The 17,669-nt window shown below is 69.4% G+C and carries 12 protein-coding genes and 1 pseudogene; 10 read left to right on the top strand and 3 right to left on the bottom strand.

Going from position 1 to position 17,669, the window contains the following annotated elements; all coding sequences use genetic code 11:
- Positions 1 to 7 precede the first annotated feature (7 nt).
- Positions 8 to 850 (bottom strand): helix-turn-helix domain-containing protein, encoded by an 843-nt coding sequence (locus tag F0U60_RS25960; protein ID WP_395824620.1) that lies wholly within the window; start codon positions 848 to 850, stop codon positions 8 to 10.
- Positions 851 to 1,005: 155 nt separating this feature from the next.
- Here F0U60_RS25960 and F0U60_RS25955 point away from each other — a divergent pair, with 155 nt between their 5' ends.
- A complete protein-coding gene (locus tag F0U60_RS25955; protein ID WP_395824617.1) occupies positions 1,006 to 1,743 on the top strand; it encodes an SDR family oxidoreductase in 738 nt (245 codons plus the stop codon).
- Positions 1,744 to 1,784: 41 nt separating this feature from the next.
- Here the strand turns inward: F0U60_RS25955 and F0U60_RS25950 are convergent, their stop codons facing one another.
- Together F0U60_RS25950 and F0U60_RS25945 are read right to left on the bottom strand one after the other, a co-directional pair.
- Positions 1,785 to 2,309: a DinB family protein gene (locus F0U60_RS25950; protein ID WP_395824614.1), complete on the bottom strand. Its 525-nt coding sequence runs from the start codon at positions 2,307 to 2,309 to the stop codon at positions 1,785 to 1,787.
- Between the two features lie 25 nt (positions 2,310 to 2,334).
- On the bottom strand, positions 2,335 to 4,503 hold the full coding sequence (locus F0U60_RS25945; RefSeq protein ID WP_395824611.1) for a DUF4116 domain-containing protein: 2,169 nt from the start codon (positions 4,501 to 4,503) through the stop codon (positions 2,335 to 2,337).
- A 203-nt stretch (positions 4,504 to 4,706) separates the two neighbouring features.
- On the opposite strand from F0U60_RS25945, the gene F0U60_RS25940 reads away from it, so the two are divergent.
- The 9 genes and pseudogenes from F0U60_RS25940 to F0U60_RS25900 all read left to right on the top strand — a co-directional run bounded on the left by F0U60_RS25940 (position 4,707) and on the right by F0U60_RS25900 (position 17,636).
- Complete coding sequence (locus F0U60_RS25940; protein WP_395824608.1) at positions 4,707 to 5,705, top strand: methionine ABC transporter ATP-binding protein; 999 nt, start codon at positions 4,707 to 4,709, stop codon at positions 5,703 to 5,705.
- Positions 5,698 to 6,378 (top strand): methionine ABC transporter permease, encoded by a 681-nt coding sequence (locus tag F0U60_RS25935; protein ID WP_395824605.1) that lies wholly within the window; start codon positions 5,698 to 5,700, stop codon positions 6,376 to 6,378. Before F0U60_RS25940 ends, F0U60_RS25935 begins: the two co-directional genes overlap by 8 nt.
- A 22-nt stretch (positions 6,379 to 6,400) precedes the next feature.
- Entirely contained in the window at positions 6,401 to 7,234 is an 834-nt protein-coding gene (locus F0U60_RS25930) for a MetQ/NlpA family ABC transporter substrate-binding protein (protein WP_395824601.1), read from the top strand.
- Positions 7,235 to 7,314: 80 nt separating this feature from the next.
- Positions 7,315 to 7,503 (top strand): annotated as a pseudogene (locus tag F0U60_RS25925) (WGR domain-containing protein); the annotation flags it as partial.
- A gap of 420 nt (positions 7,504 to 7,923) precedes the next feature.
- Entirely contained in the window at positions 7,924 to 11,010 is a 3,087-nt protein-coding gene (locus tag F0U60_RS25920) for a DUF4132 domain-containing protein (RefSeq protein ID WP_395825439.1), read from the top strand.
- A 22-nt stretch (positions 11,011 to 11,032) separates the two neighbouring features.
- The gene (locus F0U60_RS25915) at positions 11,033 to 12,169 is read left to right on the top strand and encodes an AAA family ATPase (protein WP_395824598.1); all 1,137 of its coding nucleotides are present in this window, start codon (positions 11,033 to 11,035) and stop codon (positions 12,167 to 12,169) included.
- Between the two features lie 10 nt (positions 12,170 to 12,179).
- Complete coding sequence (locus F0U60_RS25910) at positions 12,180 to 14,498, top strand: DUF5682 family protein (RefSeq protein ID WP_395824594.1); 2,319 nt, start codon at positions 12,180 to 12,182, stop codon at positions 14,496 to 14,498.
- Positions 14,488 to 15,612 (top strand): VWA domain-containing protein, encoded by a 1,125-nt coding sequence (locus tag F0U60_RS25905; protein ID WP_395824591.1) that lies wholly within the window; start codon positions 14,488 to 14,490, stop codon positions 15,610 to 15,612. The genes F0U60_RS25910 and F0U60_RS25905 overlap by 11 nt, the downstream gene beginning before the upstream one ends.
- Complete coding sequence (locus F0U60_RS25900; protein WP_395824588.1) at positions 15,609 to 17,636, top strand: hypothetical protein; 2,028 nt, start codon at positions 15,609 to 15,611, stop codon at positions 17,634 to 17,636. Before F0U60_RS25905 ends, F0U60_RS25900 begins: the two co-directional genes overlap by 4 nt.
- Positions 17,637 to 17,669 lie beyond the last annotated feature (33 nt).

Here is a 17,669-nt window from a genome sequence, read left to right as displayed (position 1 = left end):
AAAGCCGTCACTGCACGGCGCGCGCGAACTGGCCCGGAGTGAGCCCGATGATGCGCTTGAAGTGCCGGTTGAGCTGGCTCTGATCGTAGAGCCCCACCCGGAGCGAGACCTCCGAGGGGGCCATGCCCTGGGTCAGCAGCCCCATGGCCCGGGCGATGCGCAGGTGGGTGAGGTACGCGTAGGGCGGCATTCCCACCTCTTCCCGGAAGGCGCGGCACAGGTGGAACTTGTCCAGTCCCGCCTGCCGGGACAGGGCGTCCAGCGTGATGCCCTCTTCCAGGGCGTCGTGCAGTGCCTCGAGCGCCCGGCGGACGGGCCAGCGAGAGCGCCGCTCCGACTCGTCCGCGTCACCGAAGCAAGTGGCCAGCGCGGAGAGCGCCTCGGTCAGCGCAGTCTGGAGCTCCAGTGTGCTGGAAGACTCCACCCTGTCCTCGCCTAGCAGCGCATGGAGACGTACGAAGGGGGCCGCTGTGGGCTGCTCGCAATCGAGCTGAACCTGCCGCAGGTGGGAGGAGGCCGAGTCGCCCAGCGCCTCACGGGCCTCGGTGATGAGCGCCTCATCGAAGGAGATCACCTGGAAGCGGGAGGAGCCATCGCGGCGGAGATCGCGGTGGACATCTCCGATCTGCTTGAGGTCGAGCGTCCCAGGAGTGGTGAACCGGACCTTGCCACGGCACCACCACTCCGAGCGGCCCGAGTACGTCATCGTCACCGAGAAACGCTCCTTCACGGAGCGCCATAGCCGCTCGTCGGTCCTGTAGCGAACCACCCGCAGGCCCGGCAACTCAGGAGGCAGGAAGACTCGGATGGAGAGAGGGCCATCGGAGACGGCGCGAAGTGGAGGACTCACGTCTCGATTCTACCGCGAGCCGCTACCGGGGCTTGGGCGTTCTTGGCAGGCCCTGCCCCGCCAATAATGCCCAAGCCAACTGTGCGTCCGCTGTCTACTCCTTCCCTCCCCTGCTTCCGATCCTCCACATCGCGGAGACAGGAGAGGAGAACTTCATGCCGGGCATCAAAGACAAGGTCGTCGTCATCACGGGCGCAAGCAGCGGAATTGGTGAGGCGACCGCGCTCCTGCTCGCCGAGCGCGGTGCGAAGGTCGTACTTGGGGCGCGCCGATTGGATCGGCTCGAGACTCTCGCTGAGCGTATTTCGGGAGCGGGTGGCGAGACAGCCCATGCACGCACGGACGTCAAACGACGCGAGGACCTCTCCAACCTCGTTAAACTGGCATGCGATCGGTACGGCAAGCTGGACGTTCTCGTCAGCAATGCCGGCGTCATGCCCGTTTCTCCTCTCGACGACCTGCGCGTCGAGGATTGGGAGGAGATGATCGACATCAACATCAAAGGTGTTCTGTATGGCATCGCCGCGGCGCTGCCTGTCTTCCGCAAGCAGGGCTTCGGGCATTTCGTCAACATCGCTTCCACAGCAGGACATCGCACCGTGCCGAACCAGTCGGTCTATTCCGGCACGAAGTTCGCCGTGCGCGCCATCTCCGAGGGATTGCGCCAGGAGGCCGGCGACAAGCTGCGCGTGACGATCATCTCACCTGGCCTCGTCCGGACGAACTTCGCGGAAGGTGTGACGAATCCAGAGGTGAAAGCCCAGCTCGCCGCCTCCCGAGACAAGTTCGCGATGCCGCCGGATGCGATCGCTCGCGCCATTGCGTTCGCGCTCGAGCAGCCGGCCGATGTCGATGTGAACGAGATCGTCATCCGCCCCACCGCGCAGGTGTAACTCCGTCTTCTGACGCGGGGGCGGCTGGAAGGTTGTCTTCCTCAGCGAGCGCGGACGGCGTAGAGGAAGCGTGCGTAGCCGAGCTCGGCGGCGTTCTTCGTGAGCTCGATATTGACCCAGGCGACGACGTCGCCGAACGGACGGTCTTGCAAGGGCCATCGAGTCCGCTGTGCCGATCGCAGGTCATCGTCGGTGACCTGCTCGAGCACTGCTCGCCACTGACTCTGCAGCTCGCCGATCCACTTGCGTACGTCGTCAGCAGTGCCAGGCCACATCACGTTCTCGCGAGAGAGCGTTCCGTCGCCGAATGAGTGGTTGAGCACCATGGACCACCAAAAGCCGAGGTGCCACGTCAGCCACGCGATACTCGACGGACCGATGTCGTAGTCCTCGCGATCCGGCCAATCGGCGCGCCACCTCCCATCAGGGCCCTGATGCACGTGCAGCCCCTGATGAGCAGGGCGCCACAAGCACTCCTCGGTGGCAAGTCCGTTGAGGTGGAACTCGGTGAGCGCCCACGCCGTTTCGAACTGCCGACTCAAGTAGTCACGAACTTCGTTGGCCATGGGCGGAGTATACCGAGGACGCACGTCACTTCACTGGCCGTGGCAGGGCCTCACGAAGCGCAGCCGGAACATGGCGGCGCAGGTGGGCCTCGGCGGAGACGGCGATGGCACAGAGGCTCGCGTCGCGCAGTGCGTGGGGCACATGCACCAGTGCCGCGGGCGAGAGGGAGACCACCTCGCGGCAGAGCTTCGCCTCACGCAAGGAGAAGGGGATGTGCTCCAGCAGTCGGCTTCCATTCCATCGGTTCCCCCCCGAGATGGCAGCACGACACATCTCCTCGTCTCGCCATGTGTCCGGAACGTCCCTCAACTCACCGCGCAGGTAGTTGGATGGCGTCTTCCTCTCGCGAACAGCCTCGAGGCAGAGCGCACGCTCCCGGAGTGCGAAAGGGACATAGACCAATGCATCGCCTTCAGAGGCGATAGCGACGCGGCACATCTCCTCGTCTCTGAGCGGATCAGCGACGAAACGCAGTTGCTCGCCGTACCCACGCACGCCCGCCAGACACATCTCGCGATCGCGCAACCCCTCGGGGACGGAGGCGAGACCGTACGGATCGCGCGCCACATTCGCAAGACAGACCTCGCGGCTCCGAAAGTCCTCGGGGATGTACTCCAGCAGGAACATTCGCGTCGCGAGCTCCCGGCACGTCTCATGATCGCGCAGGACATCGGGCGCCAGTCCGGCCTCGAACTTCTTCTCCCGAGCTGCTTCCAGACAGCGCTCGCGCGTCCGTTCTGCGTGTGGGAGGAGGGCCAACCCGCCCAACATCGCTCGGACCTGCTCGTCATCCAGGTCCACGCCCGTGGCGGCGGCGATCGCCGGACGCAACTCCGGGGTCGTGAAGCGCCAGGCGTGCTTCTCTGAGCGCACCGCCTCCACGCAGAGCTCCAAATCCCGCATCGCGAGCGGTACGAACTCCAGGGTACAGCCCCGCCTTTGGATCGCCCCCAGGTAGAGCTCGCGGTCCCGGTGACGCTCGGGCGCGAAGGCGATCTGGTAGCCGTCACTCTCCAGGGCCCGGAAGCAGGTGTCCCGGTCGCGCAGCTCCCAGGGCGTGTGCTCGAGCCGATCCGGGCCAGACGCCATCGCCTGGCGACACAGCTCGGCATCACGCAAGGCGAAGGGGACGAACTCCAGCACGGACCCGCCGCGCTTCGCCGCCGCCAGGCACATGTCCCTGTCTCTGCACGTGTCGGGCACGTCGGCGAGGCTGGCCCCATTCTCGATGGCCGAGAGGCAAAGCTCCCGGTCTCTCAAAGAGAAGGGGACGTATTGCAGGGACCTGCCATCACTCGCCACGGCCAGAGCGCACAGCTCCCGGGTGCGGAGCGGCTCGGGAACGAAGAAGAGGCTTTCACCGTCGCGCGTCAGAGCCAGGCGACACAGCTCCGCGTCGCGGCGCTCCTCGGGGACGAAGCACAAGGGCATGCCCCACTCGGTGATGGCAGAGCGGAGCCTCTCGGCCGGAAGGGTTCCCACCTCCTGGGCCAGGGGGTCCAGCGCCAGGACAAGGCTCTCAAGCCCCGCCGCCTCGAGCCTGGGGAGGAAGGGCCCGAGCACCCCCACGTCCACCGGCCCATCGGCATCGTCGTGGAAGCTGTCCGAAGGAGCGTGAAACTGGAACTTCACTCCGTTCGTGATGAAGACGACGAGCGGCCCCTGCCGGTTGTACGCCTCGAACGCGTTGTTCTCCTCCGCGGCGGTGCACCACCGGGTTCCCCTGCCCCACCACTGGGCCGAGGCTTGCGTCAGCGGAACGGCAACGATCAGCTCCTCGTCTTCATAGAGGACACGGCTCTCCGCACGAGCCTTCTCCCGCTCCTCGGCCGCGCGGGCGCGCTTGGAAGGAGCCTGGGCATGAGGAGCGACCGTCCGCCACAGCGACGGCAGATCCTCGTAGGAGTTGAGCTCGCGGGCGCACTCGGGTAGGCGGCGCCGCACGCGCCGGAATACCTGGAGCGTCTCCGGTACCTTGTAGAGGTCCTCGGCCCGGAGGCGGCCCGATAAATAGAGCCGCAGCACCCACTCGAGGTGCGGCTTGCCCGCTGTCGGGTCGGCCTCGGCGAAGCGGGCGAAGAGCGCCGCCTCACCTCCAGCGGCCCAGCTCCGCTCCGGCCCATGCTCCCGGGCCAGGAACTCCCGAAGCAGCGCCGCCGCATGGACCCCGCGAAGATGTTCCAAACGGTTCATGTCAGTCACTTGCCAAGGCGCGCCCGAGCAGACGACCGCCTCGCCCCACCAGCCTTGACATCATGCGGCATGACAGCAACTGTGCCCAAACCCCTTTTCGTTCCGGCCGCGCAGCCCCCATCCGGCTCCCTCTGCGCGCTGGCGACGAGAGGCCTCGTCATCTCTGGGCCTCGACTGCACGGGAGCCGGAGTGGTCGTGGTGCGTGATCGAGCTTCGTGACGTAAGCAAGGTGTATGGGAAGGAGGGGCGGGAGGTGGCGGCACTGCGGAACGTGTCGCTGCGAGTGGCGCCCGGTGAGGTATTTGGAGTGCTCGGCCAGAGCGGCGCCGGCAAGTCCACCCTCATCCGCTGTATCAACCTCCTGGAGCGTCCTACCTCCGGCGAAGTGCGGGTGGACGGTCGCGACATGATGGCGCTCGCTCCTCGGGAGCTGCGCCTGGCCCGGCAGGGCATTGGAATGATCTTCCAGCACTTCAACCTCTTCTCCTCTCAGACGGTGGCCGGCAACATCGCCTACCCGCTGGAGGTGGCCGGCTGGCCGCGCGAGCGCATCCGCGAGCGTGTGCGCGAGCTGCTGGAGTTGGTGGGGCTCGTGGACAAGGCCCTCGCCTACCCCGCGCAGCTCTCCGGAGGCCAGAAGCAGCGGGTGGGCATCGCCCGGGCCCTGGCCCCCCGACCTCGCCTCCTGTTGTCCGATGAGGCCACATCCGCGCTGGATCCGGAGACGACCCGCTCCGTGCTGGGCTTGCTGCGCGACATCAACCGTCAGTTGGGTCTGACCATCCTGCTCATCACCCACCAGATGGAGGTCGTGAAGGACATCTGCGACTCGGTGGCGGTGCTGGAGCGGGGGCAGTTGGTGGAACAGGGCAAGGTCGTCCAGCTGCTCGCCCAGCCTGGTACACGACTGCACGAGCTGTGCTATGCGCCGCTCGCCGCGCGAGACTGGCAGGTGAGCCCTGGAGGCAGGCTGGTGGAGGTGACCTTCCGAGGCGAGAGCGCCACCCAGCCCGTCGTCACCACCATGGCGCGCCGCTTCGGCGTGGACGCCAACCTGCTGGAGGGCTCGCTGGAGCGGGTGGCCGGAGTCCGGATGGGCCGGCTGCTGTTCGAACTCACCGGCGCACCGGAGGCGGTGGAGCAGGCACTCGCCTTCCTCCGGGAGCAGGGCCTGGCACCCGAGGAGCGCGCCCATGTCTGAGGAGCTGCTGCGCTCGTTGTGGGTCGCCACGATCGAGACGCTCTACATGACGTCGGTGGCCGCGGTGCTCGTCCTGCTGGCCGGGTTGCCCCTGGGCGTGCTGCTGGTCGTGACGGACCGGGGCGGGCTCTGGGAGCGGCCGATGCTGAACCGGGTGCTGGGGACGCTCGTCAACGTGGGCCGCTCCGTCCCGTTCATCATCCTCATGGTGGCCATCGTCCCCCTCACCCGTCTGCTGGTGGGCACCACGATCGGCACCACTGCCGCCATCGTGCCCCTGGTGGTGGCGGCCATCCCCTTCATGGGGCGCGTGGTGGAGCAGAGCCTGCGGGAGGTCGAGCACGGACTGGTGGAGGCCGCCGTCGCCATGGGCTCCTCCCACTCGCGCGTCATCCTCCGCGTGCTCATCCCCGAGGCCCTGCCGTCACTCATCCGCGGCCTGGCGCTCGTGATCATCAGTCTGCTGGGCTACAGCGCCATGGCGGGCGCGGTGGGCGGCGGCGGCCTGGGCGATCTCGCGGTGAAGTACGGCTACATGCGCTTCCGCACCGACGTCATGCTGGGCTGTCTGGTGGTGCTGCTGGTGCTCGTGCAGCTCGTCCAGTTCATCGGGGATCGATTCGCCGCTCACTTCGATCACACGGCCTCTCGCTCCGCGCGCTCACGCGACTGATTCCTTCCTGGAGATTCCAACCATGAAGCACCTTCCCAAGACCCTGATCCTCTCCCTCCTGCTCTCCGCCACGGCGCTGCTGCCCGGCTGCAAGAAGTCCGAACCCACCGCCGAGCAGACTCCGGGGACTCGCACGCTGAAGGTGGGCGTCAACCCTGTTCCCCATGGGGAGATCCTCCGCGTGGCCATCCCCCTGGCCGCACGCGAAGGCGTCCGCGTCGAAGTGGTGGAGTTCACCGACTACATCCAGCCGAACATCGCCCTGGCGGACAAGCAACTGGACGCCAACTACTTCCAGCACGTGCCCTACCTGGAGAGCTTCAGCACCGATCGCAAGCTCGCGCTGGCCAGCGTGGGCGCGGTCCACCTCGAGCCCCTGGCGCTCTACTCCACCCGGCACGCGCGCATCGAGGAGTTGCCCGAGGGCGCTCGGATAACCATCCCAGCCGATCCCACCAACGCGGGCCGGGCCCTCCACCTGCTGGCCCAGCAGGGACTGCTCCGCCTGCGCGAGGGCGTGGGCGTCGCCGCGACGGTGAAGGACGTGGTGGACAACCCCCGGAAGCTGGAGCTGCGGGAGATCGACGCCGAGCAGCAGCCCCGCACCCTGGAGGACGTGGCCGCCGCCGTCATCAACGGCAACTACTTCCTCGAGGCCCAGAAGAATCTCAAGCTGGATGCGAAGGTGCTCGCCCGCGAGTCCGCCAAGGACAACCCCTATGCCAACGTGCTCGTCGTCCGGAAGGGCGACGAGGCACGGCCCGAGGTGCAGATGCTGCTGAAAGCGCTCCGCTCCGAGGAGGTGCGGCGCCACATCGAGTCCACCTATGGTGGCGCGGTGATCCCGGCCTTCTAGGCGGGCTCTACCACTTCCAGACCTGCTCGCATCCCCCCGCTGGTGAGCTACTCTCGCTCTCCTTCGGAGGGTAGAGAGGCATGCGGCGTTTCGAGTTCGTCGAAGGCTCATCGAAGAAGTTCTGGGAGATCGAGCTCCAGGGCACGGAGTTCACGGTGCGCTGGGGCCGCATCGGGACCGACGGGCAGACCCAGCAGAAGTCCTTCGCCAGCACCGCGAAGGCCCAGGCCGAGCACGACAAGCTCATCGCCGAGAAGCAGAAGAAGGGTTACGCAGAGGTAGGCGGCGACACCAACACCGTGGTCGCCGCAACCCCCGCCACCACCCCGAATCCGCCCGCCGCTCCGGACGAGGTGCAGCAGACCGCTCCCGCTCCCACCCGGAAGAAGGCCGCCGCGAAGACGGCCTCCGCTCCGGCTCCTGACTCCGTCCCGGAGGCACCCGCTCCCGCTCCCATTCCCCAGGCACCCGTCCTCGTCGATGCCCACTCGCCCATCGCCTGGAGCGAGTCCCTCGTGCAGCGTGTGCACCCGCGACGAGGTGGAATCCAGGTTCCGGTCCGCCCCCTCTCCTCTCCCAAGAAGACCTGGACCGCGCTCGGGAAGGCATTCTTAACGAGATACCCGAAGCTGCAACGCACCGCTCCGGCCATCGGCACGCCCGAGGAGGACGCCGTCCTCCTGACCTACGTGCAGCACAGGACGAATTACAACGACAGGACCCCCCACGTCGATCCCACCGTTGATCTGCTGTTCTCCCTGGGAGGACCCGTCCACGCGACGCGGGCCGTGCTCCTGTCGCTCGACATGCACGTCGACGACTCGGTCCCGGGTTCCGAGGTGCGCCGGGGCAAAAGCCCCCAGTGGTTCAACTCGCTGAACAGGGGGGAGCTGTTCGGCCTGCCCCGGCTGCGCGCCCTGCTCGCCACCCAGACCGATGACGCGGGCTACGCGGCCGCCCGCGACGCCGCCGCGGCCCTCCAGGAGCAGGCCACCACTGATCAACGTGCCGGCGCCGCCTTCCTCTTCCCCACGGAGAAGGCCTGGAGCCGCGCCGAGGCCGAGGCCTACGCCCAAGACCCGGAGAAGCAGAGTGATCTCTTCCTCTGCTCGCTCTCGGACCGCGCCACCCTCGAGCTCGTGGCACCTCACCTCCAGGGGCTGTATCTGCTCGGCGGCTACCATCCCCGGGACTACCTGCCCTCGCTGCTCGACGGCGTGGGAGTGGATGCGCTCCTGCTCCTTCAGGGCATGGCCTCGCTGCAGTACTCCAATGCCGAGAGCCGGCGGGGCTGGGCGGAGCTCGTCTCCGTCATCAACACCGATGAGGCGATGACGCTCCTGCTCGATCATCTCGAGAAGGAGGTAACGCCCTACGCGCTGGAGGCCGGCCTGCGCTGGCCCGGACGAGCGCTGCGCCTGCTGGTGCCCCGAGCCGCTCAGCGCGGCAAGGAGGCGGAGGCCCAACGCGTCGTGCTCACCACGCTCGTGCGCCGCGCCCCCGAGGTCGTGAAGGCCGAACTGCCCGGGCTGTCCGAAGAGGCTCGCAAGTTCGTCTCCAGTCTCCAGGCCGTGTCCTCCGGCCCCGATGTCCCCGAGGCGCGCCCGGACCAGTTGCCGCCCGTGCTCGCCAACCCGCCCTGGCGCGCAGGCAAGCCCGCCGCCCTCCCCGTCCTCACGGACGTGACGCCGCCCGAGCTTCCCGATGCCCTCGTGTGGCGCGAGGGAGAGCGCGAGGCGTGGTCCCAGGAGAAGAGCTGGGAATACGGTGAGCAGTACTCGAAATACCTCCCTGCTCAGTGGAAGGCGGCGCGCGAGCTCTTGTCCTCGGGGAACTCACGCCCCCGGGCGAGCTTCTTCGTGTACGCCCCCGAGGAGCTCGCCCTCGAGTACATCGCGCACTTCCAGCCCGACACCTGGGGAGATGAGGCGTGGTTGCCCGCCGTGGTCGCGCGCCTCGGGCTCGCGGCGCTCCCGCCCGTGCTGCTGAACGTCGCCTCGAAGGGAGGAGAGTCGTACCACCTGGTGTTGCCCTTCGGCGTCTCGCGGCTGGCTCCCCAGGTGGCCGAGGCCTTCGCGGGCTCGAAGAAGGCCCGTCCCCACGCCCGCGCCTGGCTGCTCCGCCACCCCGAGCACGCCATCACCGGGCTCCTCCCCGTCGCGCTCGGCAAGCCTGGGAAGGCCAAGGACGCCGCGTGCGCCGCGCTGCGCCTGCTCGCCTCCAACGGACACGAGGCCACCGTGCTCGACATGGCCGGCCGCGTCTCGTCCCAGGTGCGTGAGGCGGTCTCCCAGGTGCTCGCGTTCGATCCGCTGCTGCTCTTCCCCCAGAAGCTGCCGAAGCTGCCTGACTTCTTCTCCGCGGGAGGCCTGCCCAGGCCGCTGCTCGCTGATCGCTCGGCGAAGCTGCCCGTCGCGGCCGTCGAGACGCTCGGGATGTGCCTGGCCATCTCCTCCCTTGAGGAGCCCTATGCGGGGATTGCGCAGGTGAAGGCCGCCTGCGATCCCGCGAGCCTCGCCCGCTTCGCCTGGGGACTCTTCGAAGCGTGGATGGTGGCCGGAGCGCCGAGCAAGGAGTCCTGGGCGTTCCAGGCGCTCGGCCATCTGGGTGATGACGAGTGCGCGCGGAAGCTCGCGCCGCTCATTCGCGCCTGGCCCGGAGAGGCGGCCCACGCGCGCGCGGTCATGGGGCTGGACGTGCTCGCGACCATCGGCACCGACGTCACGCTCATCTACCTCAACGGCATCGCCGAGAAGGTGAAGTTCAAGGGCCTGCAGGAGAAGGCCCGGGAGAAGATCGCGCAGATCGCCGAGGCGCGGGGCCTGACGCGGGACGAGCTGGCCGATCGGCTCGTGCCGGACCTCGGGCTGGACGAGAACGGCTCGCTCTCGCTGGACTTCGGAGAGCGCACCTTCACCGTCGGCTTCGACGAGCAGCTCAAGCCCTTCGTGAAGGACTCCACCGGCGCGCGCCTCAAGGAGCTGCCCAAGCCCACGAAGAAGGATGACGCCGAGAAGTCCCAGGCCGCTGACGAGCGCTGGAAGGCGCTCAAGAAGGACGCGAAGGCCGCCGCCAGCACCCAGGTGCTCCGGATGGAGCTGGCCATGTGTGCCCGGCGCCGCTGGAGCGCGGAGACGTTCCGCCAGTTCTTCGTCGAGCACCCGCTGCTCATCCACGTGGTGCGTCGCCTGGTGTGGGGCAGCTACACGGCCGACGGAAAGCTGGCCGCCACCTTCCGCGTCGCCGAGGACCGGACGTTCGCCGATCTGAACGAGGACACGTGGACGCTCCCCGATGATGCGAGCGTGGGCATTCCCCATGCGCTGGAGCTGGATGCACAGACGGCGGGGGCCTGGGGGCAGATCTTCGCGGACTACCAGTTGCTGCAGCCCTTCGCCCAGCTGGGCCGCCCCACCTACGCGCCGACGGAGGAGGAGCGCACGGGCCTGGAGCTGGCGCGCGTGAAGGGGCTGAAGGTGCCCACCGGCAAGGTGCTGGGGCTCGAGACACGCGGCTGGCGCCGGGGCCCGCCCCAGGACGCGGGCGTGGTCGGGTGGATGGAGAAGCACCTTGGCCCCGATCGCGTGGTCGAGTTGGACCTCGACCCCGGCCTCTACACGGGCATGCTCTCCGAGTCCCCCGAGCAGACGCTAGGCACCGCCACGGTGCGCAAGCCCAACACCTGGGGGAAGGAGGGCAGGTATCCGCTCGGGACGCTCGACCCCATCCTCTTCTCCGAGCTGGTGAGGGACCTTGAAGGGCTGCGCCCCTCCTGACTCTCGAGTACAAGGACTCCCGATGGCGACGACCCGGAAGAAGAACGCCTCCCCCACCCCGGCCGAGAGCGGTACAGCGAAGGACGTCCAGCGGCCTCCCGCGGAGAGCCTCTACGCGGAGGAGCTCGAGCGGCTGCGCACGCAGGATGACGCACCGAAGCCTCCGGGCTGGAGCATGTCCCTGCACGCGGTGCGCCGCTTCATCCTCGGAGACGAGGCGCTGGGCGTGCAGCGCAAGTTCGTGGGTAACCCGAGCCTCGTGGATCGAGCGATGGTGACGCTCGCCACCAATCGCGGGTTGATGCTCGTGGGCGAGCCCGGCACGGCCAAGAGCCTCTTGTCCGAGCTGCTCGCCGCCGCCATCTCCGGCACCTCCACGCTGACCATCCAGGGCGGCGCGTCCGTCACGGAGGATCAGATCAAATACTCGTGGAACTACGCGCTCCTGGTCTCCGAGGGGCCCACGCCTCGCGCGCTCGTGCCCGCCCCGCTCTACACGGGCATGAAGGAGGGCAAGGTGGTGCGTTTCGAGGAGATCACCCGCTGCCCCATCGAGGTGCAGGACTCGCTGCTCTCCATGCTGTCGGACCGGGTGCTCGCGGTGCCGGAGCTGCGGGACGAGGAGGCCATGGTGTTCGCGAAGGACGGCTTCAACGTCATCGCCACGGCCAACACGCGGGACCGGGGCGTCAACGAGATGAGCGCGGCGCTCAAGCGGCGCTTCAACTTCGAGACAGTGTTCCCCATCGGCGACTTCAACACCGAGCTGTCCCTGGTACGCAACGAGACGGCACGGCTGCTCAAGCGCTCGGGGGTGCCGGTGACGCCGTCGGAGGATCTGCTGGAGGTGCTGGTCACCACGTTCCGCGAGCTGCGCGCCGGGGAGACGAGTGACGGCCAGGCGATGGAGCGGCTGTCCGCGGTGCTCTCCACGGCGGAGGCTGTCTCGGTAGCCCACGCGGTGGGCGTGCGCGGGTATTACCTGCGTGGGGATGGAGGCTCGGCGGCGGATCTGGTGGAGACGCTGGCCGGGACCGCGGCGAAGGACAGCCCCGAGGACCTCAAGCGCCTGCGCTCGTACCTGGAGCAGCGGGTGGCGCGCCGCACCGGACCCCAATGGCGCGCCCTGTACGAGGCCCGCCACCTCCTGCCGGGCTGAGCGCGTGAGCATGCAGGGGACTCCGGGCCTCCATGTCGTCGGCGTGCGCCACCACAGCCCGGCGTGTGCCCGCGTCGTGGCGCACACGCTCCAGACGGTGCGGCCCCGCCACGTGCTCATCGAGGGGCCAGCGGATATGAACGCCCGCCTGGACGAGCTGCTCCTGCCGCACGAGCTGCCCCTCGCCATCTTCAGCAGCTACCGCGACGAGGCCCGGACGCATGCCTCGTGGACGCCCTTCTGTGCCTACTCGCCCGAGTGGGTGGCCCTGACGGAGGGCAAGGCAGCCGGGGCCCAGGTGCGCTTCATGGACCTGCCCGCCTGGGACAAGTCCTTCCACGGCGTGCGCAACCGCTACTCGGATGGCGAGCGCCGCACCACCCGGCTCATCGAGACGCTCTGCCGGAAGCTGGGCCTGGAGGGGATGGATGCCCTCTGGGATCATCTCTTCGAGCAGCCGTGTGAGCTGGAGGCCCTGGCGGAACGGCTGCGCGTCTACTTCGGCTCGTTCCGCAGCGAGGAGGAAGCCACCGAGAGCGACCTGCGGCGCGAGGCCTTCATGCTGGAGCACGTGGAGGCCGCGCTGGCGCTGGGAGATGGCCCCGTGGTGGTGGTGTGCGGTGGCTTCCACGCTCCCGTACTCGCGCGGGCCACGGTGAAGCCGGGCGCCACCTTCCCCACGCCGCCGAGCCACCCGTCCGCGCGCAGCTACCTCGTGCCGTACAGCTTCCGCCGTCTGGACTCCTTCACCGGCTACGAGTCCGGCATGCCCTCCCCCGCCTTCTACCAGGCCGTGTGGGAGCTCGGCCCCGAGAAGGCTCCGGAGCACATGCTCCGCGCCGCCGTCGAGCGGTTGCGCGGCCGGGGGCAGCACGTCTCCTCGGCGGATCTCATCGCCGCCTCGGTCATGGCCGAGGGACTCGGTCGCCTGCGCTCGCACTCCGCCCTGGCGCGCTCGGACCTGCTGGATGGGATGGCGGCCGCCCTGGTGAAGGATGCGCTCGACGTGGCACTGCCGTGGACGACGCGCGGCGTCCTCTCCCCGGACACGGATCCGCTCCTCGTTGAGGTGTTGCGCGCCTTCTCGGGCGAGCGCACGGGCCGCCTGAGCGACCTCACCCCGAGGCCTCCCCTGCTGGCCGACGTGGAGCGCGTCCTGACCTCACATGATCTCAGGCCGCAGGGGCGCGCCCGGAAGGTGAACGTGGAGCTGCGCGAGCCGTCGCACCTGGAGCGCAGCCGCGCGCTCCACCGGCTGCGGGTGCTCGGCATCCCCGGCTTCACACGGGACACGGGCCCCACCTTTCCCACGGAGCCGGTGCTCCAGGAGTCCTGGACGGTGACGCCCTCGGAGGACTTCATCTCCTGGGTTATCGAGGCCTCCGGCTGGGGACCCACGCTGGAGGCCGCCGCCACCGGACGGCTCGAGGAGGCGCTCCTCCAAGCGGGCCCGGACCTGGGCAAGCTCGCGCTGCTGCTCGCCGAGAGTCTCTTCACCGGCTCGAAGGGCCTGGCGCAACGCGTGCTGGAGGCCGTGGCCGCGCAGGCGCTGCACGAGCCGGACCTCTCCCGTCTGGGCACGGCCCTGGAGCGGCTCCTCTCCGTCTGGCGCCATGACGTGCTGCTCGGCGCCCAGGGCTCTGCCGAGGTGGGCACCGTGATCGCGGCGGCCTTCAATCGGGGACTCTGGTTGCTCGAACAGCTTGACGGGCCCGCGCTTCCGGCGGACGAGGGACAGCTCCGGGCCGTGGCCGCGCTGCGGGACACGCTCCGCTTCGCGGGCCGGGCCCTCGGTCTCGACGAGACGCATGCCTCCGCCGTGTTCGAGCGCCGTCTGGCCGATCTCCGCGCTCCACCTGCCGTGCGCGGCGCAGCGCTGGGAGCGCTCTGGTCCCTGTCCCGCTTCTCCGACGAGGCGAGCGCCGAGGCCGCGGCCATCCGCGCGACCCGGGCCGCGGCGCGTCCCTCCATCCTGGGCGACTTCCTGGCCGGCCTGTTCCGGCTCGCCCGAGAGCAGGTGGTGCGCGCGCCGACCGTCACCGCCGTGCTGGACGAGGTGCTCCGCGAGCTGCCCCAGGAGAACTTCCTCGTCGCGCTCCCGGCCCTGCGCCTCGCCTTCGGCTTCTTCCCTCCCCAGGAGAAGGAGGACATCGCCCGGACGCTCCTGTCGCTCCACGGGAAGGACCCCTCCGGCGCGCGGGCGCTGATCCGCCTCGAGGTGGATCCGGCGCTCGTCGCGGCGGGCACGGCGCTGGACGAGGAGGTGGAGCAGGTGCTCGCCCGCTATGGGCTGCTGCGGCCCGCGAGGGAGGTGCGCGATGACGCTTGATCCCCTGGCGCGCTGGCGCCTCGTGCTCGGCGAGGCGGCGGAGGGAGCGCTCGGCAACAGCCTGGACTCGAAGGCCCGCGCCATGGACGCCGCGCTCGAGTGGCTGTACGGGCGCGAGGGAGACCTCGCCGACCGGGACGTGCGGGGACGACAGGGAGGCACGGGCCCGTCCTCGCTCACCATCCCGGATTGGATCAACGAGGTCCACACCCTCTTCCCCAAGGAGACCATCGAGCGCCTCGAGCGTGACGCCGTCGAGCGCTACAAGATCGACGAGGTGGTGACGCGGGTCGACGTGCTCTCGCGCGTGGAGCCCAACGAGACGCTGCTGCGCGCCGTGCTGCGCACCAAGCACCTCATGAATCCCGAGGTGCTGGCGGTGGCCCGACGGATCATCGAGAAGGTGGTGCGCGAGTTGATGGAGAAGCTGAGCAAGGAGGTCCGCCAGACCTTCTCGGGCGTGCTCGACCGACGCCGCCGCTCTCCGCTGAAGGTGGCGCGCAACTTCGACTTCCGGCGGACGCTGCGGGAGAACCTGGACCGGTACTCCCCCGCCGAGCGCAAGCTCACCATCGAGCGGGCCTCGTTCTTCTCGCGCACCCGGCGGTTCACCGAGCGCTGGCAGGTGATCATCCTGGTGGATCAATCCGGGAGCATGGTGTCCTCGGTCATCCACTCGGCCGTCAGCGCGGCCTGTCTATGGGGACTGCCGGGCATCCAGACGCACCTGATCGCCTTCGACACCGCCGTGGTGGACCTCACCCGTGAGGTGGCCGATCCGGTGGAGCTGCTGATGAAGGTGCAGCTCGGAGGCGGCACGGACATCCAGAAGGCGGTGGCCTACGGCGCGGGGCTTATCGAGGCTCCCCGGCGGAGCATCGTCGTCCTCATCACGGACTTCTACGAAGGCGGGCACCCGGGGCTGCTCGTGCGCCGGGTGAAGGAGCTGTGCGATCAGGGGACGAAGGTGTTGGGGCTCGCGGCGCTCGAACCAGACGCGACCCCGAACTACGACCGGGACCTCGCCCAGCGACTGGTGGACGTGGGAGCCCACGTGGGAGCGATGACGCCCGGCCAGCTCGCAGCGTGGATTGCCGAGAAGGTGCGCGCATGAGCCGCCCGGATCTCCTCGCCCTCACCCCGCAGGCCATCGCCAGCCTGGCCAACCTGGGACTGGTGAAGCGCGCGCAGAAGGAGATCGAGCAGGGCAAAGGGCCCCGGCTGGAGGAGCTGGCCGATGGGACCGTGGTGGGCAGCTTCGAGGATGGGAACACGGTCCGGCTCCCTCCGGGCAAGAGCCTGAAGGACAGTCCCTGCACCTGCAACGCCACCACCGTGTGCCGGCACCGCGTGGCCGTGGCGCTGGCCTACCCGGCCTTCACCAGCGCGAGCGCGGCACCCGCCCCGGAGAAAGCCACGGAGGCTGCACCGGAACCGCCCTGGTCCCCGGGCTCGGTGGACGACAAGGCCCTGGAGGAAGTGCTCCCCCGCCGCTCGCTGGAACACGCCGGAGCCCTTCGGGAGCGCGGTTACCTCGCACAGGTGCGGAGAGGGACATTCGTGGGCGATGACGTGCCCACGGTGTCCCTCGCGACGTGCACGGTGCGCTTCCTCGTGCCCCGGAACCTGGGCTACGCGCGCTGCGACTGCTCGGTGGGGACGGGCTGCGAGCACCTGCCACTGGCTGTCTGGGCCTTCCGCGTCGCCGATGAGAAGGACGCCACAAGTCGCGAGGTCTCCGTCGAGGTGGCACGCCGGCACGTCGAGTCGGATGAAGGCGGACCGGCGCTGGACGCCGCGAGAGATCTGGCCAGCTTCCTCCTGCTGGAGGGAGCCCAACATGCCAGCACCGGCCTCGCGGGGCGCTTCGCACTGGCGCGCTCGAGCCTCGCGGACGCGAGGATGGCCTGGCCGCTCGCGGCACTCGAGGAGATCGAGGATCTGCTCGGAGCCTATGTGAGCCGCGGGGCCCGTTACGCCCCGGCGAAGCTCGCGGCCACCCTGGCGGAGCTCTTCGCCCGCCTGCGCGCCGCTCGCACCGGAGGAGCGGTACCGCCTCGCGCGGTGCTGGGCATGGACGAGGCGCCGGAGACGAAGCTCGACTACGTCCGGCTGGTGTCGCTCGGGATGCGGCTGTTCGCCGATGGCAGGGAGCGCCGCGCGGAGGTGGTGCTGGCGGATCCAGCCAGTGCGGGGCTCCTCGTGGTGCGCCGTGCCTTCACCTACGCGGAGGATCAAACTCCCGAGGACGGCGCTGAACTCGGACGCCGACAGGGGGCGCCCGGCGCGACGCTCGAGGCCCTCGCTCGGGGACAGGTGGTGACCTCGGGAGCCACCCGCCAGCCGGATCGCCTCGTGGTGTTCTCCACGCGGGGGCTGCAGCGCACCTCGGTGACACCGCAGTCCGGGGACTGGAGCCTGCTGCCGGCGCCGCTGCTCGTGAAGGACGTCTCCGCGCTGGAGGCCACCCTGCGGGCCCGGCCACCGCGATTCCTGCGGCCGCGGCAGCTCGCCGAGAACGTGCATGCCTTCGAGGTCTCCCGCGTGGTGGACGTGGTCTACGCGCCGGGTGCCCAACGGGTGCACGCGGAGCTGGAGGACGCAGGCGGGCATGGCTTCCTCGTGGAGCTGTCCCACCGCCGGGTGGCCCCCGGGGCGCTGGACGCGCTCGCCGAGGGACTGAGCGGAAGACGCGGGCAGCTCCGCTACCTCTCGGGAGAGGTGCGAAGAGCCGCCCGAGGGCTCGTCGTCGAGCCGCTGGCGCTGTCCTGCGAGGGCACGGGGGTGGTGGTGCTCGACCTGCAACCCGCCGCCGCGACGGGGCCCCTGCGCACGGCGGAGGACAGGCCCCCGCTGCCCCCCCTCCCGGCGGCCCTGGCCGAGCTGGAAGGCTGCCTGGCGGATGCGGTGCACCAGGGCCTGCGCCACATCGTCCCGGCCTGGACGGTGCGGCTCTCGGCCGTGGCCGCGCGTGTCCGGGAGCTCGGGATGAAGCGCCTGGCGGATGACCTGGGAGCGCTCGCCACCAGCTTGGACGCGGCCCGTGCCTCGGGTCAGGCCTCGGACGAAGCGGCGCTCGCGGCGGCGTGGGCTGATGCGGCCCTCCGCGTCACGGTGGGACTCGAGCAGCTCGGGTAGAACATCTCGAAAGTTGTCGACTCCCGGTCTGGG

This window comes from Archangium minus (assembly GCF_044360475.1).
GTDB classification, from domain to species: Bacteria; Myxococcota; Myxococcia; order Myxococcales; family Myxococcaceae; genus Archangium; species Archangium minus.
The sequence above is the reverse complement of the archived record's forward strand: the minus strand, read 5'-3'. Positions and strand labels throughout refer to the sequence as shown.

Bases quoted from the DNA above. Each gene is read 5' to 3' on its own strand.
- F0U60_RS25955 (WP_395824617.1), top strand. From the start codon at position 1,006: ATGCCGGGCATCAAAGACAAGGTCGTCGTCATCACGGGCGCAAGCAGC.
- F0U60_RS25950 (WP_395824614.1), bottom strand. From the start codon at position 2,309: ATGGCCAACGAAGTTCGTGACTACTTGAGTCGGCAGTTCGAAACGGCG.
- F0U60_RS25945 (WP_395824611.1), bottom strand. From the start codon at position 4,503: ATGAACCGTTTGGAACATCTTCGCGGGGTCCATGCGGCGGCGCTGCTT.
- F0U60_RS25935 (WP_395824605.1), top strand. From the start codon at position 5,698: ATGTCTGAGGAGCTGCTGCGCTCGTTGTGGGTCGCCACGATCGAGACG.
- F0U60_RS25930 (WP_395824601.1), top strand. From the start codon at position 6,401: ATGAAGCACCTTCCCAAGACCCTGATCCTCTCCCTCCTGCTCTCCGCC.
- F0U60_RS25915 (WP_395824598.1), top strand. From the start codon at position 11,033: ATGGCGACGACCCGGAAGAAGAACGCCTCCCCCACCCCGGCCGAGAGC.
- F0U60_RS25910 (WP_395824594.1), top strand. From the start codon at position 12,180: ATGCAGGGGACTCCGGGCCTCCATGTCGTCGGCGTGCGCCACCACAGC.
- F0U60_RS25905 (WP_395824591.1), top strand. From the start codon at position 14,488: ATGACGCTTGATCCCCTGGCGCGCTGGCGCCTCGTGCTCGGCGAGGCG.
- F0U60_RS25900 (WP_395824588.1), top strand. From the start codon at position 15,609: ATGAGCCGCCCGGATCTCCTCGCCCTCACCCCGCAGGCCATCGCCAGC.